We start from the raw sequence: 26,128 nt of genomic DNA, 5'->3' as shown, positions 1-26,128 counted from the left end.
TCCAACGACTGAATGTCATGTCAGAATAGGCCTACAGTGAGGCTGGGGCTGCACTCAGGCAGCAGAAGGGTCACTCTTGAGATACGGCAACAGTACGCGCGTGCTGGCGCCTTGTTGCGGAGCGCTGGTGATTTCATAATGCCCGCCAATCGACTCTACACGGTTACACATACCGCTGATACCATGGGTGCTATTGGTGAGTTTTTCCGGGTCAAAGCCGATACCGTTGTCCACGATCTCTAATTTGATATGCTGATCGTCATGCATTAAATGTACAGAGACTTCGGTCGCCTTGGCATATTTGCTGCAGTTATTTAAACTCTCTTGCACCAAACGGTAAACAATCAGGCTGACGGTCTCGTTAATCGCCATTTCCTGCTCTGGCATAATAATATCCATTTGCCACTGGTTACGTGACCTGGCTTCATCAATCAGGTTCTGCAACGACGCAATCAGGCCAAAACTCTTAATCATGGCCGGGTGCAGGTTTTGTACGATTTCGCGTTTAAAATTAATACTGCGATCCAGGTACTGATTGGTCTTTTTGAGCTTCTCGGTCACCTGCGGCAACTGATCCTTCACATGCTTGATCGCCCAGGAAATATCCATCTTGATCGCAGTCAGCAAAGAACCCAGTTCATCATGTAACTCTCGGGATAATTGATAGCGCTCATGTTCAATATTGGTTTGTGCCTGCAAGGCCTGGCCCTGCACAGCAGTGGTCAGGCGCTGAATATTGCGCTCATACTCCGCGTTCTCATCGGTCAGGCGTACATATAAATTAGCCTTCTCCGCCAGTTCGCGTAACAGGCGGCGTATCACCAGCACCACCAATGATACAAAGATCAGCGGGCAGGCCATGACAAACCAGCGCATCAGCTTGCGTGTCGTATCCCGCGTATCGGCCACTTCGTCACGGTAATCCAGCACCAGCTTTTCAAACTGGCGCGACAATACTTCAATATTACGGCTTTCCTTGATCCCGGAATCCAGCTTGACTACTGCCAATGCTTTATCAAACTGGCGCTTTTTAGCAAAATCAATGGTCACGCTCATTTCAGCAGACTTCTTCACAATACTGTTCACCAGCTCGCTCATGGTGGTTTGTATCACCGGATGTTTGACCAGGTTAGTATGGTTGAGCAATTTATTGATGTTGCGTAGATGCTGACTCATTTGCTTGGTCGCATCATCATAGGGTTTAAAGTAGTTTTCTGAGCGCGTGAGCAAATACCCGCGCTGCGCACTTTCGGCAACGGCCAGGTTGGACTGGGTTTTCCAGGTTTCGAGCAGCAACTGGTCGAGCATGGCTAATACGTCGGTTTTTTCGCGGGTGGTGACAATAAAGCGGTCATTCACCACCAGCATGGCGGCCGCCAGCATCAGACTGACAGTGAGCAAAGCCACCGTGTTACCGCCAAAGGTATCACTGATTTTTTCCAGCCGATCAAGCAAGGCGATAAGGTAGGTTCTGAATTTTTGCATGGCGGTTGAGTGAAGAGATTGAAAAATCAGGCAATCCGGCGTAACGTTTTTTGCGTGTATTGTTCACAATATATCAAACGCATCATAGCGGTGTTGCGAACTAACAGCAACGTAAAGATGTGTTGCCTTGTGAATTAATGCACTGTCAGAGAATTCTGACTTTGATATCGGTGGCTGGCCGATAGGTAGATTGCATGCCAGTTGGATAAGATGGCCACATGTTGAAAACACTTTTCGTTTAATCAACTGTCCAATCAGTCATAACGGTTTATTTGTTATGTGAGTAAGACACTGAACTACGTATGTAAAACCACGATTTAAAAAGGAGTTTCAAAATGTTTAATTTTTCAAAAGACAATGTTGAGAACACGACTGATCGCTTGGCCAAACACTCTGACCAGGCCATTGAACAAATCGCTGCGCAGGTGAAATCGACTGCCAATGAGCTGCTGGATGCCGTCAATGATACTGCGGACACCACGCAGGACAAGGCAAAAGAGCTGATTCATACCCTGAAAAGCAATATTGACCGTTTAACCAGCGAAGAAAATGCGGCAGCCCTTGCCTCCAACCTGAGCTCAAAAGCGGGCCGTGTCAAAGAGCAGGTGCAACGCGAGGTGAGCGACACTTACCACTCGATCAAAGACAAGACCGCCGATACTGTGCAGGAACATCCATTGGGCACCGTGCTGGTAGCCGCTGGTGTCGGTTTGCTGATAGGATACCTGTTAGGCACCAAACGTCGTGAATAAGCAAGGAAAGCTATGTGGGTAAACCTCTTGAAATTTGTCGCTGTTTTGTTTTTAAATCGCAAAGTGAGCGCATTGAAAGGTAGTTTTTTCAATTTGCGTCATCACGTCGCCGATTACACAGAAGACCGTGCACAACAATTGAAACAGGATTTTCTGGAGGAAACTGAACGCCTGGCCACCAGCATGGTAGGCATGCTGGTGGTGTTTAGCATGTTCATTTTTACCGGTTTACTCGGCTTGATGTGGCTGTTTTCACTGTTGTGGCAACATCCACACCGCTCTTTAATTCTTGGCCTGGCAATGCTGGTGCCCACAATTATCGGTATTATTGCTTTTATTTCTGTACGCGCCATTTGGCATAAAAAACCATTGTTTGCTGACTCGCTGGCGATGATCAGCCAGGACTGGCGCTTGTTTAGAAAAGAAATGGCGCCAGATGCGCAAACAGACCCGGCAGCTGCGCCAGACAATGATGGCGAAAAATCTGCAAGCTGAGACATAAACCCTGACTAACGAGCTTAAGAGAACCGCATGAAAAGAATTCTTTTGGTAGATGATCACAGCATTGTGCGTGATGGTTTGCGTAACCTGATCGAACTGGAAAATGATCTGCAAGTGACCGGGGAAGCCTCGTCAGGGGCAGAGGCGATCCAGCTGGTGCGCAAAAATGAATATGATGCCATGGTGCTTGATATTTCGATGCCTGACAAAAACGGGGTGGATACCTTGCATGAACTCAAACATGTGTCGCCGGACTTACCGGTACTGGTGCTCAGTGGTTATGCAGAGGATCAATACGCGTTGAACTTAATGCGTAATGGCTGCAAAGGCTATTTATCCAAAAATGCGGATTCAGATGAGATTATCCTGGCCATTCGCACCGTGTCTGCAGGCAGGCGTTACATTTCAGCCGAACTGGCTGAGCTGATGACCAACGAACTCAGTCATCCCTCAGAGAAGCAGTTGCACGAAACCTTGTCTGACAGAGAATTTCAGGTATTCGTCAAACTGGCAACCGGCCAAACGCCTACCGCCATTGCGGATGAGTTATTTATCAGTATCAAAACGGTCAGTACTTACCGCAGCCGTATCCTGGAAAAAATGGCCATGAAATCGAATGCTGACTTGACCTACTATGCCATCAAATACGGTTTGCTTAATTAAGCCAATACGATTGAATGTACGCATGAATATCATCGCCAAGCAGCCTGTGTTAACCCCTTATTTGACATCAGTCACTGGTTAAACCGTCATGTATAGATTATTGTTAGTTGAAGACTCTGCCCTGATTCGCGATGTGATCGTCGAGATGTTGCACGACTGCGACCAGCTCGACGTCAGGGACATCGCTACCACCAGCGACGAAGCCATTGATTTGCTCAATGCCAGGCAGTACGACATGATTGTGCTGGATATTGAGTTAGCCAAAGGCACCGGTTTTGATGTGGTACGCCACACACGCCAGCAAGGCTATCCGTTTAAAGCCCCTGATATCGTCATGCTGACCAATCACGGCAACAGCTACTACCGTAACCTAGCGCACAATATGGGCGTTGAGTACTTTTTCGATAAATCCCTGCAATTTGACGAGTGCATGGACGTGATCCAGCAGCACGCCAGCCACGTTTCCTAAATCATCTCATCCTAATGGTGATGGTGGACGCCATGCCCACAACAATCCGCACACGCCCAGGCCTTTGCTGTCTTCATCACAGCCGTTTTATTAAAGATCTTTGCCAGCGCTGGTCACGCGCTTGCTTATACCTGTTAGGCCTATGGCTGTCTGGTTGCGCATCTATTCCCGATGCCAAGCTGGCCCTCAATGAGATCAATACGCAAACACAACCGATTGCAGTCGTCACGGCCAAACAGGCCTTGCCACCGGGCAAAGTCGAGCAGGCCTTAAAAAAACTGTCGCCCGACGAAAGCATTCGTGCAGCACTGGCTGAACACCTGCGCGTGGAGCAGGCGATTGCGGGCAATAGCTTGTATGCCGATAACAAAGTCACCTTACTGTTTAATGGTGAACTCACCTTTAGCAATATGCGTCAGGCCCTGGCAGGGGCACAACAATATATTCATCTGGAATACTTTACGTTTGAGGATGTTGACCTCGGCGGCATCACCTTACAGGCACTGCTATTGCAAAAACTGTCACAAGGAGTCAGCGTTCACTTGATCTACGACGCAATTGGCTCAGGCGATACGCCCCCTGCACTGTTTGAGACTTTGAAAAAAGCAGGCGCCAAAATCACGGTTTTTCATCCCGTACAAGCCAGCACACTGGCGCGAATCAATCAGCGCGACCATCGTAAAATCATGATCGTTGATGGCAAGCTGGCTATCGTCGGCGGCGTCAATTTAAGCAAAACCTATCAAAGCAAAGGCTCGCTCAGATTCTTTAGCAAACAAAAACTGCCAGACCTCAATCAGGCGGACTGGCGAGATACTGATGTCATGATCACTGGCCCGGTGGTGGCCAATATCCAGCAAGCGTTTCTTGACCACTGGGATGCTGCGCAGCCATTGGACACCAGCAGTTTCTTCCCACCGCTGGCCAAACAGGGAGGACAGTTCGTACGCGTGATCACCACGCCTGCCAGCAAACGCAAAAATACTGATTCGCCATACTATCTAACCCTGATCGCCGCAATACAGCATGCAGAACACCACATCATCCTGAACTCTGCCTACTTTGTACCAACCAGCGCGCAGGAAGAGGCCTTGGTCAACGCGGCTGACCGTGGCGTCAAAGTATCGCTACTGGTGCCCAGTTTCAGTGACTCTACACTCTCCATGAATGTGCAACGCTCGCATTACAGCCACTTGCTCAAACATGGCATCGAGATTTACGAGATGCAGGATCAGGTATTACATGCCAAAATGGTGTCTATTGATAGTGTCTGGTCAGTGATTGGCAGCTCCAATCTGGACTATCGCAGTGCGGGCATCAATGCCGAGATTGATGTAGTGATTTTGGGCAATGAAACGGCCAGCATGCTTGAACGCCGTTTTCAGCAAGACTTAAAGAATGCTGAAAAAATTGAACTGGAACAGTGGCAACAACGCCCGCTCTGGCAAAAATTCAAACAGCAGTCATCGCGTATTTTTGAAGGTATCCTGTAAACGGATAAAGACACTGACATGATAGACAAGGACACCTGGGAATTACTGAGTTATGTCGTCACCGTCGTCGGCTTGCCGCTGGCGATTGTGACCTTTATGCTTGAGCAACGCAAAGAGCGTGAGAACGAAGACGAAGAGGTCTACCAGTTACTGGCAGACAACTATACCGACTTTTTAAAACTGGTGATGGCGCATCCTGACCTGCAATTACGCTCGCATAGTGAGCCTTTAGTAATGACAGCCGAGCAGGAAGAACGCAAACTGGTGCTATTCGAAATCCTGATTTCACTGTTTGAACGCGCTTATTTGCTGACCTATGACCCCGATATGCGTGGCAAGCGCTTGCGGCGCTGGATGTCATGGGAAGACTATATGCGCGAGTGGTGCCTGCGTGAAGACTTTCGCCAGCACTTGCCCAGGTTGCTGGTCGGTGAAGATGCGGATTTCGTCGCCCATATTTCGCGCATTGCACAAGAGACCCGCTCAAACCACGCTTAACGCCACCTACGATTAAAACACGCCTATTTCTTTAGCGGTGTCAGCTTAAATCCTGCCTGTTTAAACGCTTGTAACAATCCACTTTGCCCCGCCAGGTGTGCGGCGCCAACCGCAATAAATACCGGGCGCTGCCTGGCCTGATCAATACTGCGTGCAGCCATTAGCACATTGCGCTCATCCAATAACTTTACCCGCATGCGCTGCCACAAGGCGGCAGGCAAGATCCCGCGCGTCATGGCGTCATCCATATTAGCCACCTGCTCGGCATCCCCGGCCAGGTAAGCCTTCATCAGCCTTTCAAAATCGCCCTCTTTTTGCTTCTGGCTACGTTTGAGCACGGCCCGCAACATCAACAATTGCTCGTCCTGCGTCATGCCATCCATGACGCCAAAATGTTCCTGCGGACTTTCCAGACCCAGTATCTGCTTATCCAGTTCCTCCGCTTTGGCTTTAAGTAGAAAATCCTGCGCGAACGGTGTTTGTGGCTTGGGCAGATCAAATATCACCGCCAGCAACCACGGTTTCATTTTAAGCACCCTATCCATCGGCATCACATGCATATCGGCCAGGCTGGCCACCTTATCCAGCTCGGCTTCAGACAAATACTGTTTCAGGCTACCTTGTGGCAATTGCAACAAAGACGCGGGCGGTGCGTCTGCCACCTCCAGCATAAATGCATCCACCTGTTTCAGTGCCTGCAACACCGCAGGGGAGAAATCCGTGACCCGATTGTCGTCCGTGTGCATGGTCCCAAACAGGTAACTGACTTGCCCGCCTGGGGATTCCAGCTGCCAAAACAGGCTTTTTTCAGCGGCATAGCCCGGCTGGCCTAACAATAAAAATACCGCCGTCCACAACCATAACCCTTGCACCACATTCTTCATATTTTTAGTCATCCACATTGGTCACTGCCCATAGCTTGCACAGGCAATCCCTATTGCCCGCCAGCCGACATCCTCTCATAGAATGACACATCGCATGCCATTTTTGCGCGCCTGCGCCGTATGGTATGCACCCAAAGGTTGTCACTTATATGATACAGCGCTACCATGTGTTAAATAATATCAACAATATGCTCAGGGAGACTGCCATGCACCCGACCGACCAGACTGAAGATACCGACCCATATAAAACGCATTCTTTTGACGCGGTACTGGATGCGGAAATTCGTGGCATGGCGCATTTGCGCCAGGACATTCATCGTGAAAACCTCATTGGCCTGGCCTTCTCTGGTGGCGGCATCCGCAGTGCCACCCTCAACCTGGGTATCCTGCAAGGCCTGGCAAAGAAAGGCCTGCTTAATCAATTTGACTATCTGTCGACAGTGTCTGGCGGTGGTTATATCGGCGCCTGGTTTTCCAGCCTGATCAAACACAGCAATCACGTCAATACCGTACAGGCCGAACTGGTGTTATCCACACAGCCGCAAAGCCCGGTTATACGCCAGCTCACTGCCACTGAAAAAGCGATTCTCTGGTTACGCAGCTATAGCAATTACCTGACGCCCAAAACCGGTTTATTCACCGGCGACACCCTGGCGGCACTGGCACAATGGATGGCCAATACCTTACTTAACCAGGTACTCCTGCTCTGCGTGTTAATTGTGTTGATGATGTCAGTGATCTTTTTCAGTCACTCGGAAATCCATGGCACTCTGTTGCCCGCATTCACTCTGGATAGCGACCTGTTGCGGCAACTGCTTGCAAATGCAGGACAAACCGTCCCCGGCAAAGCAGGCATGGCCCTGGCGCTAATCAGCTTGGCCAGCTCATTCTACTTCAGTCGTCGCGACTGCCTCAGCACAGCCCATGCGCTTTACCCTGTGCTGGCATTCTTATGCGGGGTAGCAGGATTCATCTTGCTGTTGTGGGGAATTCCCCAGTCAAGCTGGCAACAATTATTCACAACCTATGCAGTCGATCATGAGGCCAGCCATCTCCAGCCCAACTATTGGATAGGCCTGGGCGTCCCGGTGATTTCACTGCTGATTTCTGCCGGACTGGTGGCCGCCATGGGCATAGGTGGGCGCGTAATAGAGGTGAGTACGCGTGAATGGTGGCACCGCATTGGCGGCATCAATATTGGTTTTTGTGTCATCTGGCTGGCGCTGTTTGGTTGCGCGCTCTACATCCCGGTGCTCATTCACCACTGGCTGGGCAGCCTGGGGACCACCGAGAAAAGTCTGACCGGGATTGGCTCCTGGTTGCTGGCCTTTTTCACCGCCAGGCTAGGTAAAAGCCGCGTCACCGGCACAGAGTCACCCAATAGCCTGAAAGGCACATTCACCACCGCACTGCCCTATATTGTGGTCGCACTGATCCTGCTGGTATCCGGCTACCTGAGTTTCAGCCTATATCTTTCACCGCATCGCGGCCTGTGGTTTGCCGCAGCCTTGTTCGTCGTCGTTTTAGGTAGTTGGCGCATCGATATCAATGTGTTTTCCCTACACAACTTTTATCGCAACCGCCTGACGCGTTGTTATCTGGGCGCGACCAACAACCATCGCAAACCCAACAGTTTTACTGGCTTTGATAATAACGATGATGTCACCATGTCTGCTTTGCGCGGACAACGCCCTACCCATATTGTGAACACGGCGGTCAATATCAGCGATGGCTCGCAACTGGCCTGGCAACAACGTCAGGCGGCTTCGTTTATGTTTAGCCCTTATTACTGCGGTTTTAAATTACCCGATAACGAAGTCTGGTATGACACCCATCACTATACTGGCGAAGGCGGCCCGGAACTGGGTAGCCTGGTATCCACCAGCGGGGCAGCAGCCAGCCCGAATATGGGCTATCACACCAATCCGGTCATGGGCTTTATCATGACCATTTTCAATGCGCGTCTTGGGCGCTGGTTTGGCAACCCGCTGCATGAGAATTACTTTAACCGGCTGCTCATGCAATTTAACTGCAAACTGCGGCTGCGCAACCCGCCACAACGGCAATCACCCTTCTGGAACCTGTTTTACCTGATCAAAGAACTGATCACCAACACTGGCCCTACCTCTGGCTATTTGTATCTATCTGATGGCGGCCACTTTGAGAACCTGGGCATTTACGAGCTGGTACGCCGCCGCTGCAAACTGATCGTTGCCATTGATGCCGGTGCTGATGGTTGCTATGAATTTGAAGACCTTGGCAATGCCATCCGTAAATGCAAAGTCGATTTCGGCATCACCATCAAGCTGGACATCAACCCGTTGTTACCAGTGAATGATTGCAAATATGGCTTGTTTAAATGCGGTGCCCGCCATTTTGCGATTGGCAGCATTGACTACCTGGGCGATGGCGATCCGGCACATATGGGCTACCTGGTGTATATCAAAAGCTCGCTGACTGGTGATGAACCCAGTGATTTGATTAACTTCAAATTGCAGGAACCCAGTTTTCCGCATCACAGTACGGTAGACCAGTTTTTCAGTGAATCGCAGTTTGAAAGTTATCGCCGCCTGGGCGAACATATTGCGCAAAACCTTAAACTGCTTGCCAGTCATCCGGATAAAATAGTGGCCGAGCAGATACAAACGCTATTACCAGGCCTGCTGGATACTGCGACTTAAGCCATACAAACATACGGAGCACGCATGTCATCACTCAATATTGTATTAGGGCCCTTGCTAGGGCTGGAAGGTGAGCACGACCAAGCCACCATCTACAGTGTTTGCTTTCTCTCCGAAAACGACGTCAGCGCCGCTACCCTTGCCTATCGCATCGCCAAGCAAAGCTTGCGTAGTGAATTCACCTTGATCAGCAGCCTGGGGCGCGGCAAGTTCTGGCGCGCAGAAATCGCTATCCCGCTGACACCGCTAGACCAAGTCTGTCATTACCAAATTTTAATTGATGCGCAACCGGCCAGTTATGCACAAACGCGCAACAACCCGGTCACTGCCTGGTCATTTTTCTGCCCCGCAGCCAAGCAGCAGGTACAACTGGCATTTGCGTCATGCAATGGATTTTCATCAGACAAGGTGCGCACACAACATCCGGCGCCGATCGACTACCTGTGGCAACGTATGCAGCAACAGCAGGTCGCACATATGGCGGCTATGCCTTATACAGAAGTCGTCAATGCGCCTTATGCGGTCCTGATCATGGGTGGTGACCAGATTTATGCAGACGCCATCTTCAATGAAAAACAGCCCTTGTATGCCTGGTCACAAAAGCCATTGAAAGATCAATTGACCGCACCAGTATCTGACACGCTCAGGCAGCGTATCGATAATTTCTACTTCGACACGTATCTCAGAAGCTGGACGCAATCGGCGGCTTTGCGCTACTGTCTGGCCAGTATTCCCAGCGTCATGATGTGGGATGACCATGACATTATCGACGGCTGGGGCTCACAACCCTATCGCCTGGAAACCAGCCCGACTTACCAGGCCATGTTTGACAGTGCAAAAAAGTATTTCACACTGTTTCAATTGCGAGGGGCCAACAACCGCGCCTTGCAGCAACGCACTGCCGCACCTGCGCATTTTGGCATGACGCTGCGCTTTCGCGACTACGGCTTGCTGGTCATGGACAATCGCAGCCAGCGCACTTTGCACAATATTATGGGTAGTGGCAAACAAGACTTTATTCAGGGCTTGGCCGATTTACAGGCAGACTGGCAAGCTGGCCAGAAGTTGCTGATACTGAGTGGCGTGCCTTTTCTTTACCGGCACTTTTCCGAAAGTGATCACAATATCCGCCTCAGCATCCAGTTTGATGCCTATGACGATATGGCGGATCACTGGCGTTTTAGCACGCATTACGATGAAATGTGCAGCATTCTGCAACGCCTGCTGCAGTTTCAAGCCGAGCTGCAAACTCAAGCCCAGACCAAAGTATTTATTATTTCTGGAGATGTGCATGTCGCTGCCAGCGGCACCTATCGCGAGCAGCCTGGGCCTAACAACCAGTCAGGTCAGGGCAATCAAGCTGGTCTAGGCCACATCGTGCAATTGATTTCCTCAGGCATTGTGCATCCGCCGCCATTGAGCATGGAGCAATCAGTGATCCGGCTGGCCTCTAGCGTCACACAGCCGGATATTGACCTCGGCGGCGGTTGCGTATTGTCAGCCACGCTACGCAAAGACGCCGCCGGCAATCGTTTTTTACTTCATCGTAACTATGCCTGCATGCATGAAGGCAGCGACCACAAGGTGTGGGTCAACTGGCATTATGAAACCATCGATTTCCCGAATGCGAACGACCTGACCGCCCGTGCACAGAAACTTGACAGCCCGACCCTGGGTTATCAAGTATTGGGGCTGCCTTATTAGCGGCCTGCGCCAGGTTTTCTGGCTTTGTGCTTATAAGCAGGATTCTTGGTCTGGTTAAAGCCTTTAGGCATGGCCTTGGCCTGGAAACGGCTGCCGTCGGACTGCACAATTTGCTGCAATACCGCGGGCTGATACGCCGGCACCAAATGCTTTTTACCATTACCAATTAAATCGGCACGGCCCATTTTCTTGAGCGCTTCACGCAGCATGGGCCAGTTTTGCGGGTCATGGTAGCGGATAAACGCTTTTTGCAATTTGCGGATGGTACCAGTTTTGGCGACTGGCACGTTCTCAGAGTCAGGGGTGACTTTGCGCAAGGGGTTTTTTCCACTGTGATACATGGCGGTGGCCATCGCCATCGGCGTCGGCGTAAACGTCTGCACCTGGTCAAGGCGGAAATCATTGCGCTTGAGCCACAATGCCAGGTTAATCATATCGTCATCTGTGGTGCCAGGATGCGCAGCAATAAAGTATGGAATCAAATACTGTTTCTTGCCTGCCTCGGCACTGAATTTTTCAAACATGCGCTTGAATTCATCATAGGCGCCCATGCCTGGCTTCATCATTTTGCTCAGCACGTTTTCTTCTGAGTGCTCAGGCGCAATTTTCAAATAGCCGCCCACATGATGCTGCACCAGCTCCTTGACATATTCCGGCGATTTCACGGCGAGGTCATAACGCAAGCCTGAACCAATGAGGATTTTTTTCACGCCACGCAGATTACGCGCCTTGCGGTAAAGCTGGATCAGCGCTGAATGGTCAGTATTGAGGTTTTCGCAAACGCCAGGATAGACGCAAGACAACTTGCGGCAGTTTTTCTCGATCTCTTCAGACTTGCAAGACAAGCGGTACATATTGGCCGTCGGCCCGCCGAGGTCAGAAATCACGCCGGTAAAGCCATCCACTTTGTCGCGAATTTCTTCAATTTCGCGCAAAACAGAGTCTTCGGACCGGCTCTGGATAATACGGCCTTCGTGCTCGGTGATCGAGCAGAAAGTACAGCCGCCAAAACAGCCGCGCATGATATTGACCGAGAAACGAATCATTTCCCAAGCCGGAATATTGGCGTCTTTATAAGCCGGATGTGGTTTGCGCGCATAAGGCAAGTCGTAAACGTAATCCATCTCTTTGGTCGTGAGTGGAATCGGCGGCGCATTCAGCCACACTTCGCGGTTGCCGTGTCTTTGCACCAGCGCCCGCGCATTGCCTGGGTTAGCTTCCAGATGCAGCACGCGCGAAGCATGCGCATACATCACCGGGTCACTCACCACCTCTTCATACGATGGCATGCGGATGACCTGGCGGTCACGCGGCACTTTGCTGGCTTTCAGCGGTAAGGGCAGGCTGATGGTTGGCGCAGCCGCACTCGCTTCAGCGCCTTTTTCATCGGTCGCGCAGCTGGCATCGCCCTTGCCCATTTTCATGGCATAAGGGTCTTCGTGTTTTTCAACCACGCCAGGCCTATCCAAACGGGTGGAAGGCACCTCTAAAAAGTCATCCGGCACCTGTTTGCGGATAAACGCCGTACCACGGATATCCTGAATCTCATGCACAGGCTCACCGCGCGCAATACGATGCGACAGCTCAACAATGGCACGCTCAGCATTGCCATAGAGCAGAATATCGGCTTTAGAATCGATGAGAATAGAACGGCGTACTTTGTCCGACCAGTAATCGTAATGCGCAATACGGCGCAGGCTGGCTTCGATACTGCCAATCACCAGCGGTACATCTGCATAAGCCTCTTTACAACGCTGCGAATACACCAGCACCGCGCGATCCGGGCGTTTGTTGGCCTCAGCATTCGGCGTATAGGCATCATCAGAGCGAATTTTACGGTCTGCCGTGTAACGGTTGACCATGCTATCCATATTGCCAGCTGTCACGCCAAAATACAGATTGGGCTTACCCAACACTTTAAAGGCCGCCGCTGACTGCCAGTCAGGCTGCGCAATAATGCCAACGCGAAAGCCTTGCGCCTCAAGCAAACGACCAATCAACGCTGCACCAAAACTGGGGTGGTCAATATAGGCATCCCCGCTCACCAGAATAATGTCGCAACTATCCCAGCCCAGCGCATCCATTTCGGCGCGGCTCATCGGCAGCACAGGCGCGGTGCCAAAGCGTTTGGCCCAATACGGACGATAGCTGTTAACAGGTTTGGCTATAAGGGAGGTGTAGATTTCCACGCGGGTGACCAGCAATGCTTGAGAGTTGCGCATTTTACGCGTTAATTGATTGATTTGAAATCATTTTTCTTAAAAAAGTGAAGTGTTTTTGCCGTCACAATCACGCGAATGACTGAATTAGGTCTCGTCCGGAGAAAACATCACGCGCAAAACAAACTGTGTGCTGAATCAGACGCCCAACACTAAAAGACGGGCATTCGCCGTTAACAGGTGTATTTATGATTGCGGCGGCTGTTAAAGCCCTGTATAACCACTCTCAAGAGTGGGGTATTTTTTTACATAATAATTATTAAATTAACAATGAAGCATTACACGCTATTCAAGAAAATTCTATTACCTTTGGCAGCCTTTGGCCTGCTGATCGGGTTCATTTCATTTGCCTTTATTTTCAACCATCACCTGAATAATATTGAAGCCAAGGCCAACGAAGAAACACAAAAACTCGCCAACCTGTTAGTCACGGCCAGAACACTGGTCAGTGAACATGTGCTTTCCAGCATGGCTTTACTGAAACAATATGCCTCGGTAGAAGGTCCGCCCAATATTCATGGCGTCACCGACATGCTGGGCACGCAGGTACCCAACCTGCGCTTTGGCGACAGCCCGCAAACAGGCAGGACCATTATGGTCGACTCTGTCACCCGTATTGGCAGCGGCACTGCCACTATTTTTGTCAAACGTGGCCAACAGTTTTTGCGGATTGCCACCAATGTGAAAAAAGCCGATGGCAGCAACGCCTTCGGCACCGAGCTGAACCCGTATGGCAAGGTGATTGAAAAACTGCAGAAAAATGAAACGTTCTATGGCGTGGTTGATATTCTGGGCGAAGCCTATCTTTCACGTTACGAGCCCATGCACGACAACCAGAATCGTTTGATTGGTGCTTGGTATGTCGGTTATAAATTGGACTTCAATGCTATTGACCAGGCGATCCGCCAATGGGGATTTTTAGAAAAAGGCTTCGTCGCCATCACCGATGGCCACGGCAAGATTCGCTTTCTTACCGGCGGCATCAGCAAACAGCAAGCGCTAGAGGCGATGGAAGACAGCCAGCACCGCTGGAAAAGAGTCAGCAAAGAGGTGCCTGAATGGGACTTCCAGATCAATATCCTGTACCCCGTCAACGAAGCTTACTGGTCTGCGCTGGGCGCGCTTTCGCCTGTCATGATCATCGCCTTGATTCTGACCCTGGTGGTGTTAATGGCCGTGATCAGCGGCTTGCAGCGCTTTGTGTTGAACCCCTTGGGTGGCGAGCCAGAAACAGCAAAACTGCTGCTGATGCGCATTGAAAGCGGCGATTTCGCCGAAGACCATATTGCAGCCACACCAGATACCTTGATCGCCAACATGGTCAAAATGCGGCGCCGCTTGCGTGAAATGGTGAGCCAGATACAAGCCAGCGCCAACCGGCTCAAAGTGTCTGCGAGCGTGTTTGACCATGCACATGATGCGATTTTCATTACCGATGAACACGGCCTGATTGTGCAATGCAACCCGTCATTTAGCGTGGTCACCGGCTATGCGCAGGCCGAAGCCATAGGGCAGTCCCCTGCCGCCTTAGGTATTGCCTGCCAGCAGCCAGACTTCTTTCAAGACCTGTATGAAGGCGCACAGGCATTTCAAGAGTGGCAAGGCGAAGTGTGGAACCGCCATCATCAGGGCCACGATTACCTGGTTGAACTGGAACTGTCGCCGGTGATGAACCAGGCGGGCGAATTCCAGCATTATGTCGGCTTATTCTCGGATATCACCCGCGCCAAAGAACAGCAAAACATGCTGGAGCACCTGGCTTACCATGATGTATTAACGCAGTTGCCCAACCGCGTGCTGTTTTCCAGCCGTTTACAGCAAGCCTTGCTGGAGGCTGAGCGCCAGCAATCACTGGTGGCGATCTGCTATATAGACCTGGATGACTTTAAAATTGTAAATGACCAGTATGGCCACGAATTTGGCGATAAATTGCTGATGCAACTGGCCAGCCGGCTGACCAATATTCTTAAACCGCAAGACACGCTGGCGCGCCTGGGCGGCGATGAATTTGCCATGCTCTTGTGCGGCGGCCGTACACAAACCGAATACACGCGTTTACTCAAAAAACTGCTGGCGGCGATTGAAAAACCGTTTGCGATTGATAAATTCAAATTCTCGATTTCAGCCAGCATTGGCTACACGCTTTACCCTATAGACAACAACCCACCCGACACGCTGCTACGCCATGCGGACCATGCCATGTACCATGCCAAAACGCATGGCGGGCACCAGTTCCACCTGTTCGACCTGGCTTCTGCGCAGCAGTCGCAACAACAGCAACTACTGTTGCGAGACTTGCTGAACGGCATTCAAAACAGCCACATCAAACTGGTTTACCAGCCGCAAGTGTGCATGCAATCAGGCAAACTGTTTTGCTTTGAGGCCTTATTGCGCTGGCAACACCCACTGCGTGGCCTGCTTTACCCGAATGACTTTCTCAACGCGGTGGAACATACCAGCCTGATTATTGATATTGGCAACTGGGTGATTGAAGAAAGCCTGCGACAACTCACGGAATGGCAAGACCATGGCCTGCACACCCAGGTCTCGGTCAATATTGCCGCACAACATTTGATGCATAAACAGTTCAGCGACCACCTTAGCAGCCTGTTTAAAAAGTATCCAAGCATCAAACCGCAGCAGCTGCATATCGAGATCACCGAAAGCGCAGCCATCAGTGACTTCGCCCGCGTCAACCGTGTCATTCAACAGTGCCAGTCGCTGGGCGTGGCTTTTTCAATTGATGACTTTGGCTCCGGCTACTCGTCACTGATTTATTTGCGCCGGTTGCCGGTAGATATCATCAAAATCGACCAGTCCTTTATCCACAATATGCTCAGCAACCAGGAGGACCTGGCAGTGATTCGAGGCGTAGTCACACTATGCCGCGAGTTCGGGCGCAAAGTGGTGGCAGAGGGCGTGGAAAAAGCGGAGCAGGCCCAGATCCTGGCGGCATTAGGTTGCGATTACGCACAAGGCTTTGGCATTTCGCGTGGCATGCCGGGCAACAAGGTTATAGAATGGGCAGGCAAGCACGACCCTTACCAATTTAACTGACGTTTATGCACGAACACTACTACCCGCTGCCGGGCGGGCCAGTACTCATTCTGGACACAAAAACGCCTTTTCCGCCATTGCAGCAGGCATTGACCGAGCCCAATGGGCTGATTGCCATTGGCGGCGATTTGACCGCAAAGCGATTGCTAGCGGCCTACCGGCAAGGGATTTTCCCCTGGTTCAGCCCAGGCGAGCCTATCCTCTGGTGGAGTCCTGACCCACGTATGGTGTTGTTTCCCGAGGCACTGAATATCAGCCGTTCATTACGCAAGGTGATACAACAGCAGCCTTTTGATATCCGTTTCAATACTGATTTCAAGCGCGTGATACAAGCATGTGCGGCCACCCCTCGCCCAGGTCAGCCAGGCACCTGGATTACCGACGACATGATCGCCGCTTATCACCAACTACACCTGATGGGATATGCGCATAGCGTAGAAGCCTGGCAAGATGAACAGCTCGTGGGTGGCTGCTATGGTGTGAAAATTGGCCGCATGTTTTATGGCGAAAGCATGTTTCATCATGCCAGCAACGCCTCTAAAGTCGCGTTTGCCCATTTAGTGCAATGGTTAAACGCGCAACAAGTCGGTATGATTGATTGTCAGATGCATACACCGCTGCTGGCAAGCTTTGGTGCATATGAGATTCCCCGAGACCGATTTATCGCGCAATTGAACGCGCTGGTGCAATATGACGCTACCTAACGATGCTCCGCTACAAAAGCTGCAGTTTTATGTCACCACGGCCTATCCGTGTGGCTACCTGCCAAAAAAGCTGGCACAAAGCCTGATTGCCACCCCGCAAAACCTGGTCGATGGCCCGGTATATAGCGGCCTGATCCAGCAAGGGTTCAGACGCAGCGGTAAATTTGCCTACCGTCCGCACTGCGAACACTGCAACGCCTGCATTTCAGTGCGTTTGCCGGTCAACGCCTTTCAAATCACACGTAGCCAGCAACGCGCTTTTAAAAAACATGCTGACCTGCAAGTAACGATCGTCGAAGCCAGCTACGATGCTGAACATTTCGCGCTTTACCAGGCTTACCAGCAACAGCGCCATCACCACGGCCCGGACCATATTGCAGACCTTGAGGACGAGGCCGCGCAGTACCAGCAGTTTTTGTGTCAGAGCAATGTAGAAAGCATTATGGTTGAGTTCCGCGATGCCTATGGCGCACTCAAAATGGTCAGTGTGATCGACATCGTGATGGATGGCTTATCTGCGGTCTATACGTTTTACGATGCCACGGATAAAGCCAGCTACGGCACGTATAGCATCCTGTGGCAAATTGCCTGGGCCAAACAGCTGGGCCTGCCCTATTTGTATCTGGGCTACTGGATCGCCGACAGCCAGAAAATGGCCTATAAACAGCAGTTCCAGCCGCAGGAAAAACTGGTGGATGGCGAGTGGATAGCCAGCCCGCAGCCATAACATGAAATACACCGCGCAGTCGCTCGCCAAGCAGTTTTGTCTGGGGGGATATGTCAATGCTGTAGATGCCATGCTCTGGCGTGACACCTTCGACTATATGGCCAGACTCAAAGATGACTCTGTGTTTCAAAAAAGCCAGATTGCAACACTGTGGGCGCAATACGGCGGTGACCTGCGTGCCAAAATAAAAGACGACGCCCTGGTGCTAAAAGTACTCAAAAAGGCACTCCCTGGTTACCACGGCGAGGGCTTTACTTTATACCGTGGAGAAAGCTGGTTTTTATTTGACAACGACCAGATCGGCTTTTGCTGGACCACCTCTGAAGACATTGCAACCACTTATGCCAAAGGCCTTAATGCAGTAGAGTCTGGTGGCGTGCTGCTCAAGTGCTATGCGCCACCGGAGGCCATTCTGGCCATAGAAAACAATGTGTTTATATGTGACCCAACATACTTATTGCGTTTGAGCACCTTGGCGTTGTTTCCCAAGTTGTAGGCCTACTTGCCCTACTTGTCCCACTGGCCATAGCCTTTAAACTGGGCGTGCACTTCACGCATCTGCTCTGGCGTTAACAGCGCAGGCTCCCCAAGCTGCAATAAGCGCCAATACTGCTCGCATAGATTCTCCACCTCAATGGCTATCGCCAGTGCCTGTGCCAAGGTTTTACCTAAAGCGATCATGCCATGGTGCGCCAGCAAACAGGCTTTGCGCGCTTGCAAGGCGCTCACGGCGACATCAGATAGCGCCTGGGTGCCAAACAAGGCATAAGGCGCACAACGGATATCGTCACCGCCCACGGTGGCGATCATATAATGAAACGGCGGCACATCGCGTGCCATGCAGGCAATGGTGGTGGCAAACATGCTATGGCAATGCACCACCGCATTTACCTCCGGCCGTGCCTGCAAAATGTCGCGGTGAAAAAACCACTCACTAGAAGGCTTTTTACCAGCCTCGGCCTGTCCCGTCCAATCCATATACACCATGCTCTGTGTGCTGAGCTGTTCGGCAGGCACGCCTGAAGGCGTGATTAAAAAGCCGTCATCCAATCGCATGCTGGCATTGCCAGAACTGCCTTTGTTGAGTCCGGCTAGCGCCATCTGCTGGGCAGCCTGTAATAATTGCTGTGCGGGTGGAGCTGTGGTCATTGTTGGGGTCGTCATTTTAAGCTGCCAGTGTATGTAGCTGCGCAGGCGTCAATACACCGCGCTCAGTAATAATCCCCGTAACCAGCCTGGCGGGCGTCACATCAAACGCCGGGTTCAGCGCCGTGCTTTCGTGTGGAATCACGCGTATGCGTTGCACCTGGCCGTCTGCGCCCTGCCCTTGCATATAAGCCACCTCGTCTGCGTCGCGCATTTCAATTTCAATATCCGCACCACGTGCCAGTTGCCAATCGATGGTCGGCGTAGGCACGGCTGCATAAAAAGGCACCTTCTGGTCAAAAGCGGCCAGCGCCTTTAAATAAGTGCCAATCTTGTTGCACACGTCACCCTCACGCGTCACGCGATCCGCGCCCACAATCACCATATCCACCTGGCCATGCTGCATCAAATGTCCGCCGGCATTATCAGCAATCACCGTATGCGGTACACCATGTTGTGCCAGTTCCCAGGCGGTTAAACTCGCGCCCTGATTGCGCGGTCGCGTTTCATCTACCCAGACATGCACCTTCAGGCCCGCATCATGTGCCGCGTAAATTGGCGCCAGCGCGGTGCCACCATCCACAGTGGCCAGCCAGCCAGCGTTGCAATGGGTGAGAATATTCACGACCTGTTGCGGATTGACTGTGCTCTTGGCGGCAATAAGCGCCTTGCCATACTGGCCCAGCGCCAGGTTCTGTGTCACATCTTCATCGGCAATCGCTTGCGCCAGCTGCCAGGCCGCCATCGCGCGGGCAGACTCAGGTAAGGCCAGCAAGGCTTGCTGCATGCGTTGCGCCGCCCACGCCAGATTCACGGCTGTTGGCCGGGTAGCACACAATTGCGTGACCACATCCTGCACCTGCGCATCACTGGCGGTTTGCTGAACGCCCAGCGCGACGCCGTAAGCAGCGGCAGCACCAATCAAAGGTGCACCCCGCACTTGCATACTGCGAATGGCATGACACATTTGCGCCAGGGTAGTCACATTCACCGTCACAAACTCAAATGGTAAGCGGGTCTGATCAATCAGGCAGACGGCACCACTTTGTTGCCAGATGGTACGAAAATGTTGTTGTTTGATACGCATAAAAAGGAATCTGCTGACGAGTAGTCATTAATTGTAAAAGTTGTAAAAGGCCTTGCTTTTCCTGTAGGACAAACACCGTATTTTTCCATCCACAAAATCTGTGGATAACTTTGTGGATTGCTGTGTCTTAATTCCGTAACTTACCAATTTAAAAGGACTTTTTCCAAAAGTTCATTTTTTAATCTATTTTTTTATTCAATAAAATCAACAACTTACAACGCACCACTATAATTGAAACACTTTCGACACATTCTTAATGTGTCACTTTAAGTCATGTGCATAAATGGGCTAATTTCGGTAAAACTTGCGTAGAATTTTTGCCTATCATTTCAATGAGTTGCGAAGTTTCCAAGCCACGAATTAGGCACAATTCCTCCGCTATTCTTTTTAATTGAACAGGGCTGTTTCGTCCCTGGTGACCGATCCAAACCGGGGGAATATCGGGGGCATCCGTCTCCAACACCAGCAGTTCTAGTGGCAATTCGGCGGCCAGTTGCCGGATTTTTAATGCACGCGGCCAGGTCATGGCGCCACCGAAGCCTAACTTGAATCCCAACTGCCCGAATATCGACGCTTGCTGCATGCTGCCATTAAACGCATGGGCAATGCCGCCACTTACGCGATGCTTGCGCAGGTATTTGAGTATGCTGTCTATCGCGCTACGCACATGCAGGATAACGGGTAACTCAAATTGTTTGGCAATCTCTAGCTGTCCTTCAAACAAAGCAATCTGTTTGGCTTCATTGTCTCGCGTCAGGTAAAAATCAAGGCCGATCTCACCAATCGCCAGTAATTGATGCGCCTGTGGCCCTGCCAGTACCGCCGCCACGATCTCCTGCAATTGCTGCAAGGCGTCATCCGGCGCTTGCGCCACATACATGGGATGCCAACCCAGCGCAAAGCCAGCCTGCGGGTGTTGTGCGCACCACTGCATAATCGGTTGAAACGTTGCCTGCGTGACGGCGGGAATCACCACCGCACGCACGCCTTGTGCTTGCGCCTCTTGCCACACTTGGTCGCGATCTGCATCGAACTCGCTGGCATCAAGATGGCAATGGGTGTCTATCAACATAAAAGATTAAGGCTGCAGTTTGGCCTGGATACGCAGATCCTGACCAAACTGACGCACATCGAGAATATGCAAATCCCGCACCGCGGACATCTGCGTGAGCTCAGGCAAGGCAAACATGCCACGGGCAGTATGACCCATCAACTTAGGCGCGTAATACAGCAACAACTCATCCACCAGGCCGCTTTGCAAAAACGCACCACTCAACGTTGCCCCAGCCTCAATCAATATCTCATTGCACGGCAATGCCGTCAAAGCCTGCATAAGTACGGCAAGATCGACCTGTGTCTGTGCTGCGTTGGGCGCCAGCGAATCCGGCGCGTGCAAGGTGCGTACACCCATCACCTGCAACACCTCCAGCTTGGCCGCATCGCCTTGCGCGTAAGCCACCAGCGCATTGCCATCCTGCAACACCTTGGCATCAATCGGGATCCGTAACTGGCTATCGACAATCACGCGCAAAGGTTGTCTTGGGGTTTTGACTTCACGTACAGTCAGGGAAGAATCATCCTTCAATATGCTGGCAATGCCGGTGATAATGGCACAACTTTGCGCCCGCCAGTGATGCACGTCGCGACGGGCGGCAGCCGAAGTGATCCATTGGCTGTCGCCATTGGCCAACGCGGTCCGGCCGTCCAGGCTGGCCGCCACCTTGAGACGGACATAAGGCCGTTGCTGGGTCATGCGCAGGACAAAGCCAGGATTCAGTGCTAGCGCTTGCGCTTCGCATACCCCAACAGTCACCGCAATCCCTTGCGTCTGCAAGCGGGCAATGCCATTGCCTGCCACCAGCGGATTCGGATCCTGCATCGCCACCACCACCCGACTGACGCCAGCATTGACCAAGGCATCGGCACAGGGCGGCGTACGGCCAAAATGACTACACGGCTCCAGCGTCACATAGGCTGTCGCCCCACGTGCCTGCTCGCCAGCCGTGCGCAAGGCATGTACTTCGGCATGCGGTTCACCCGCTTTAAGATGTGCGCCCTCGCCGACCACCTGGCCATGATTGACAATCACGCAACCCACACGTGGGTTGGGGGTCGTTGTATATAGTCCGCGCGCCGCCAGTCGCAACGCGCGCGTCATCCATTCAATATCTTGTGAGCTCACTTGCATAGACTGCCATGATACAAAAAAACACGGCTCTGCGGTTTTTTGTCATCGCCTTGCGCCCGATTGCGCACAAACAGCTATGTAAATAACAGGTTAACTGTTGAATACCGTGGTGTTTGCCAGTTTTTTTGCCACTAACCTTCGCGCGCGATGGCGCTACACTGAGGCATGATTTATATTGCCGATCCCAATCCATGGCTGGCCCAGTATGCGCAACCGCTGCATACGCGCCTGACCCCGCCCACAGCAGACTTGCAGGACTTTCTGTCAGAGTACGGCCTCACGCACGGATTACCAGAGAAGGTGAGCCTGGACGCAAGCATAGACTGGCAGGATACCCTCGCGCAGGCGCTGGCACCACTCCCGGAGAGCCTGCTGGATACACTCGAAAAATCCATACTGGGTATTTTCTTTGCAAAAGGCCTGGATGCTTCTGGCTTTACCGATATGGTCGCACTGGGGGATGGCAGTAACAATATCGGCTTTGTGATTGTGCTCGACAGCCAGGCATTTAGCCAACCATCGGCAAACGCCTGGGCCAGCTGGAAAGAAAATTCAGCCTTCATTGCAGACCCGCAGGTGCAAATCAACGTAGAGATCGCAACGCCGGAAAACGACCATCGCATACAGGCACTGCGTTTTCTGCTATTGCATGAATTCGGCCACATCCTGGCAACCATGACTGACCTCTGTCCCCAGGACTGGTCATTCACCTTACCCAAGCTGGCAGGTCACTTTAGCAAACTGAGCTGGCAAACTAGTGGCAGCAAGGCGATCCGGCCAGAACAGAACTTCCCTCATCGTGAGAAGATTAGCTTCTATCGCCAACCGACCCTGCATGCCAGCCAGGCATTAGACTTATACCGGGACCTGGCGAGAACATCGTTTCCCACCTTATATGCCAGCATGGACGTGCAAGAGGACTTTGCCGAGTGCTTTGCCACCTACGTGCATACAGAATTACTAGGACAGCCTTACCACATGCAGGTGACGATAGACGGCAATCCGGTCTATCGCAGTGATGATTTCTGGGCGTCGGCCCGTGCCAGCGAAAAAAAGCGTTATATGCGCAACCTGCTTGAAGCATTGGCGCACAATAATGCAAGCCATACCTTTCAGGGGCTGGCACCCTTTCTGCGCATGAGCCTCAATGGCGCCGACTTGCGGTCGCATGCGCAATCACTACTGGTACAAGCCAATCAGGACCAGGAGAATGCCATTTTGTGGATGAACCTGGCCACCGGCTTTTTATGCCTCAAAATGCGTGACATGGGGCTGGCAATTCAGGAGCAGGCCTTGTCCTTGCAACGACTCTATCGCCGCCCGGCAAACTGTCAGCCGCCACGCGTCCGCCTGCTCATGATCATGACACCAGGTGATTTATCTGAAAACACACCGATTGATTGCCTGCTCGAAAACAGTCCGGTAGAACTCCTGTATTACTACGCATCCGTCGAGCAGCCCTTGCCATCCCCCATGCCAGCACACGACGCAGTGATGGTCGCACTCTCAGATAGTCAGGCCAACCGCGCCTTGCTACTGGCAGTACAAGCCAGCCTGCTTGACCACGCGCGGCCAGTGATTAATCCGCCACACCTGCTGCCCAACGTCAACCGTGACCAGTTAAGTGAGCTGCTACAAGGCATCTCCGGCCTGGATATGCCACGCACACACCGATTGACCCGTAGCCAGGTTGTTACGCGCTTAAGCATGCAACGTCCCGCAGAGGCATCCGACCACAATGCGCTGCCCAACTTGCCCTTGATTATCCGCCCGGTCGGCTCACAAGCCGGTAACGACCTGGCCAGAATCACACAGGCAACTGAACTAGCAGACTATTTAAAGCAAGTCCAAAGCACCGCGTTTTTTGTATCTCGCTTTGTCGATTACAGCAGCCAGGATGGCCAGTTCCGCAAATACCGCATTGCCATGCTGCGCGGCCAGCCGTTTATCTGTCATATGGCAATCTCCAGCGACTGGATGGTGCATTACGTCAATGCAGGCATGTATGACTCTGCCGACAAACGCGCCGAAGAAGGCGCGTTTATGCAAAATTTTGCCAGCTTTGCTGCACGCCACCAGTCAGCACTGGCCGCGATTTACCAGCATTTGCAACTCGACTATTTGTGTATCGATTGCGCAGAAACCAAAGACGGCAAATTGCTGGTGTTTGAAATCGACCACATTATGGCAGTCCATGCCATGGATTCTGCCAGCCTGTTCCCGTTTAAATCCGGGCAAATCGCCAAGCTACAACAGGCCTTTGAGCAATATTTATATGCATTACAGCCGCAACCTTTACTGGAGAGCGCATGATGAAACTGAGTGCCAATCAACTGAATTTTTCTGGCGGCCCGGGGGCGTTGCCCGAGAGCGTATTGCAACAACTGCATACCGCCATGCTCTGTGTACCAGAAGTCGGCCTATCAATTCTGGGCATCAGCCACCGCTCTGAATGGTTTGCGCAAGTGGTGCATGAGCTGGAAGATAATATGCGCCAACTCATGGGCTTGCCAGCATCCACGCGCGTGCTGATGATGCAAGGCGGTGCCACGCAGCAATTCTCCATGTTGCCAATGAATCTGCTGCGCAATGGGCAATCTGCCGATTATATTCACAGCGGTTACTGGAGCGGCAAGGCCATTCATGAGGCGGAGAAATCCGGCCAGTTACAACTGGCCTGGAGTGGTAAAGCGGACCAGTTTGGCCGCCTGCCCAGCGATGCCGAATTACAGCTATCAAAAGACGCGGCATATTTTCACTACATCTCCAACGAAACGGTAGAAGGCCTGCAATTTCATCGCGTGCCTGGCCGTGACGATGTGCCGCGCATCTGTGATATGTCCTCAGACCTGTTATCGGCGCCTGGGGACTTTAACCGCTACGCCATGATCTACGCTCATGCACAGAAAAACATCGGTCCGGCCGGGGTCACCATGGTGATTTTGCGGGATGACTTTATGAATAGCCTGCCAGATGATCTGCCTGGCTTTATCAACTATCACGCGCAAGCCGATGCGCACTCGATCTACAACACGCCCCCCGTGTTTGCGATTTATAGCGTCTTGCTGGTCACGCGCTGGTTACGGGACGAAATCGGTGGTTTGCATAACATCACCAAACGCAATCAGCAAAAAGCGGACTGTTTGTATCAGGTACTGGATGACCACGCCGACTTTTACCGCGGTCGTGCCGCCGTCGCTGACCGCTCGAAGATGAATGTGGTGTTTAACTTACCTAACGCCGAGATTGAGCAAGCGTTTTTGCAGGCCGCACAACAGGCAGGCTTTTCAGGCTTGAATGGTCACCGCAGCATAGGCGGTATCCGTGCATCAATTTATAACGGCCTGGAGAGTGCAGCCGCTGAACAATTGGCTGACTTTATGCAGACATTCCGTAAGCGTTATAAAGCGACAACACAAACTATAGCTCTGTCACCTGCTTACGCTTAACAGAATAGACGTTTAGTGGGAAGAAATCTGGCTATGGGTTAAGCGCCCATCCTGGTCAAAATAAATGCGCAGGGCATGGTAAACATGCATGCACTTACCAAGGTCGTACTCCAGCGCATTGGCATCTTCTAAACTGGGGCGACCCAGCAAGGCCATCACCGCTTCTTTTTTGGCGCCACGAATGAGGATATGATTTTTCAGGTCGTAGGCCATGTCACCACGTCTACACTCTTTTTGTACTGTGTTGGCCAGCTCCATCCAGCGCGTCTGGTCAAACTTGTCGCTGCCAAACACCGCCTGGTCTTTAAATGCCCACCAGGTAAAAAACACAATGGTGAGAATGACCGTAAATACCGCTAACGCAATTGCAGACAACTTGATCAGTTTCATACGCCCCCGCCTTCAAATGCAAACAACATAT

At 51.8% G+C, this 26,128-nt stretch carries 22 protein-coding genes; 14 read left to right on the top strand and 8 right to left on the bottom strand.

The window, feature by feature from the left end:
- Positions 1–54 precede the first annotated feature (54 nt).
- Positions 55–1,485: a CHASE3 domain-containing protein gene (locus tag GQ52_RS09330; protein WP_024929286.1), complete on the bottom strand. Its 1,431-nt coding sequence runs from the start codon at positions 1,483–1,485 to the stop codon at positions 55–57.
- 335 nt (positions 1,486–1,820) lie between these two features.
- Between GQ52_RS09330 and GQ52_RS09325 the strand changes: the two genes are divergently transcribed.
- The 6 genes from GQ52_RS09325 to GQ52_RS09300 all read left to right on the top strand — a co-directional run bounded on the left by GQ52_RS09325 (position 1,821) and on the right by GQ52_RS09300 (position 5,861).
- Positions 1,821–2,237: a YqjD family protein gene (locus tag GQ52_RS09325; protein ID WP_019882969.1), complete on the top strand. Its 417-nt coding sequence runs from the start codon at positions 1,821–1,823 to the stop codon at positions 2,235–2,237.
- A gap of 93 nt (positions 2,238–2,330) precedes the next feature.
- Entirely contained in the window at positions 2,331–2,732 is a 402-nt protein-coding gene (locus GQ52_RS09320; protein WP_232411489.1) for a phage holin family protein, read from the top strand.
- Positions 2,733–2,768: 36 nt separating this feature from the next.
- Positions 2,769–3,401: a response regulator transcription factor gene (locus tag GQ52_RS09315; protein ID WP_047517070.1), complete on the top strand. Its 633-nt coding sequence runs from the start codon at positions 2,769–2,771 to the stop codon at positions 3,399–3,401.
- 88 nt (positions 3,402–3,489) lie between these two features.
- Positions 3,490–3,870, top strand: a complete 381-nt coding sequence (locus GQ52_RS09310; RefSeq protein WP_019882972.1) for a response regulator — start codon at positions 3,490–3,492, stop codon at positions 3,868–3,870.
- 32 nt (positions 3,871–3,902) lie between these two features.
- Positions 3,903–5,363: a phosphatidylserine/phosphatidylglycerophosphate/cardiolipin synthase family protein gene (locus GQ52_RS09305; RefSeq protein ID WP_235273108.1), complete on the top strand. Its 1,461-nt coding sequence runs from the start codon at positions 3,903–3,905 to the stop codon at positions 5,361–5,363.
- Between the two features lie 18 nt (positions 5,364–5,381).
- Complete coding sequence (locus GQ52_RS09300; RefSeq protein ID WP_019882974.1) at positions 5,382–5,861, top strand: hypothetical protein; 480 nt, start codon at positions 5,382–5,384, stop codon at positions 5,859–5,861.
- A 23-nt stretch (positions 5,862–5,884) separates the two neighbouring features.
- Here the strand turns inward: GQ52_RS09300 and GQ52_RS09295 are convergent, their stop codons facing one another.
- Positions 5,885–6,763, bottom strand: coding sequence for a TraB/GumN family protein (locus tag GQ52_RS09295; protein WP_047517064.1), 879 nt, complete (start codon positions 6,761–6,763; stop codon positions 5,885–5,887).
- Positions 6,764–6,894: 131 nt separating this feature from the next.
- On the opposite strand from GQ52_RS09295, the gene GQ52_RS09290 reads away from it, so the two are divergent.
- Positions 6,895–9,426: a patatin-like phospholipase family protein gene (locus GQ52_RS09290; protein ID WP_235273107.1), complete on the top strand. Its 2,532-nt coding sequence runs from the start codon at positions 6,895–6,897 to the stop codon at positions 9,424–9,426.
- 24 nt (positions 9,427–9,450) lie between these two features.
- Entirely contained in the window at positions 9,451–11,130 is a 1,680-nt protein-coding gene (locus GQ52_RS09285) for an alkaline phosphatase D family protein (protein ID WP_047517059.1), read from the top strand.
- On the opposite strand, the gene GQ52_RS09280 is transcribed toward GQ52_RS09285, so the two are convergent.
- Positions 11,127–13,352 carry a YgiQ family radical SAM protein gene (locus GQ52_RS09280; RefSeq protein WP_019882981.1) on the bottom strand — a complete coding sequence of 742 codons (2,226 nt, stop codon included), beginning with the start codon at positions 13,350–13,352 and terminating at the stop codon, positions 11,127–11,129. The two genes, GQ52_RS09285 and GQ52_RS09280, sit on opposite strands and share 4 nt — an antisense overlap.
- A 267-nt stretch (positions 13,353–13,619) precedes the next feature.
- Between GQ52_RS09280 and GQ52_RS09275 the strand changes: the two genes are divergently transcribed.
- The 4 genes from GQ52_RS09275 to GQ52_RS09260 are packed head-to-tail and all read left to right on the top strand — an operon-like array spanning position 13,620 to position 18,333.
- The gene (locus tag GQ52_RS09275) at positions 13,620–16,406 is read left to right on the top strand and encodes an EAL domain-containing protein (RefSeq protein ID WP_235273106.1); all 2,787 of its coding nucleotides are present in this window, start codon (positions 13,620–13,622) and stop codon (positions 16,404–16,406) included.
- A 5-nt stretch (positions 16,407–16,411) separates the two neighbouring features.
- The gene (gene aat, locus GQ52_RS09270) at positions 16,412–17,110 is read left to right on the top strand and encodes a leucyl/phenylalanyl-tRNA--protein transferase (protein WP_047517054.1); all 699 of its coding nucleotides are present in this window, start codon (positions 16,412–16,414) and stop codon (positions 17,108–17,110) included.
- Positions 17,097–17,837: an arginyltransferase gene (locus GQ52_RS09265; protein WP_047517051.1), complete on the top strand. Its 741-nt coding sequence runs from the start codon at positions 17,097–17,099 to the stop codon at positions 17,835–17,837. Before aat ends, GQ52_RS09265 begins: the two co-directional genes overlap by 14 nt.
- A gap of 1 nt (position 17,838) precedes the next feature.
- Positions 17,839–18,333 carry a hypothetical protein gene (locus GQ52_RS09260; protein ID WP_047517049.1) on the top strand — a complete coding sequence of 165 codons (495 nt, stop codon included), beginning with the start codon at positions 17,839–17,841 and terminating at the stop codon, positions 18,331–18,333.
- A gap of 11 nt (positions 18,334–18,344) precedes the next feature.
- Here the strand turns inward: GQ52_RS09260 and GQ52_RS09255 are convergent, their stop codons facing one another.
- The 4 genes from GQ52_RS09255 to ribD form a co-directional block, all read right to left on the bottom strand.
- Positions 18,345–18,986, bottom strand: a complete 642-nt coding sequence (locus GQ52_RS09255; protein WP_047518666.1) for a class II aldolase/adducin family protein — start codon at positions 18,984–18,986, stop codon at positions 18,345–18,347.
- Positions 18,987–19,002: 16 nt separating this feature from the next.
- Entirely contained in the window at positions 19,003–20,070 is a 1,068-nt protein-coding gene (mtnA, locus tag GQ52_RS09250; protein WP_019882988.1) for an S-methyl-5-thioribose-1-phosphate isomerase, read from the bottom strand.
- 271 nt (positions 20,071–20,341) lie between these two features.
- Positions 20,342–21,142, bottom strand: coding sequence for a TatD family hydrolase (locus GQ52_RS09245; protein WP_047517047.1), 801 nt, complete (start codon positions 21,140–21,142; stop codon positions 20,342–20,344).
- Positions 21,143–21,148: 6 nt separating this feature from the next.
- Positions 21,149–22,258 carry a bifunctional diaminohydroxyphosphoribosylaminopyrimidine deaminase/5-amino-6-(5-phosphoribosylamino)uracil reductase RibD gene (ribD, locus tag GQ52_RS09240; protein ID WP_047517044.1) on the bottom strand — a complete coding sequence of 370 codons (1,110 nt, stop codon included), beginning with the start codon at positions 22,256–22,258 and terminating at the stop codon, positions 21,149–21,151.
- Positions 22,259–22,423: 165 nt separating this feature from the next.
- Between ribD and GQ52_RS09235 the strand changes: the two genes are divergently transcribed.
- Both GQ52_RS09235 and GQ52_RS09230 read left to right on the top strand, forming a co-directional pair.
- Positions 22,424–24,571, top strand: a complete 2,148-nt coding sequence (locus GQ52_RS09235) for a RimK family alpha-L-glutamate ligase (RefSeq protein ID WP_047517042.1) — start codon at positions 22,424–22,426, stop codon at positions 24,569–24,571.
- A complete protein-coding gene (locus GQ52_RS09230; protein WP_047517040.1) occupies positions 24,568–25,707 on the top strand; it encodes a phosphoserine transaminase in 1,140 nt (379 codons plus the stop codon). The genes GQ52_RS09235 and GQ52_RS09230 overlap by 4 nt, the downstream gene beginning before the upstream one ends.
- Before the next feature lie 12 nt (positions 25,708–25,719).
- Here GQ52_RS09230 and GQ52_RS09225 read toward each other — a convergent pair whose 3' ends face one another.
- A complete protein-coding gene (locus GQ52_RS09225; RefSeq protein ID WP_024929304.1) occupies positions 25,720–26,097 on the bottom strand; it encodes a hypothetical protein in 378 nt (125 codons plus the stop codon).
- Positions 26,098–26,128: the final 31 nt, after the last annotated feature.

The sequence above is a fragment of the Methylophilus sp. Q8 genome (assembly GCF_000800115.1).
GTDB lineage: Bacteria > Pseudomonadota > Gammaproteobacteria > Burkholderiales > Methylophilaceae > Methylophilus.
This window is presented reverse-complemented; position numbering and strand designations above follow the sequence as displayed.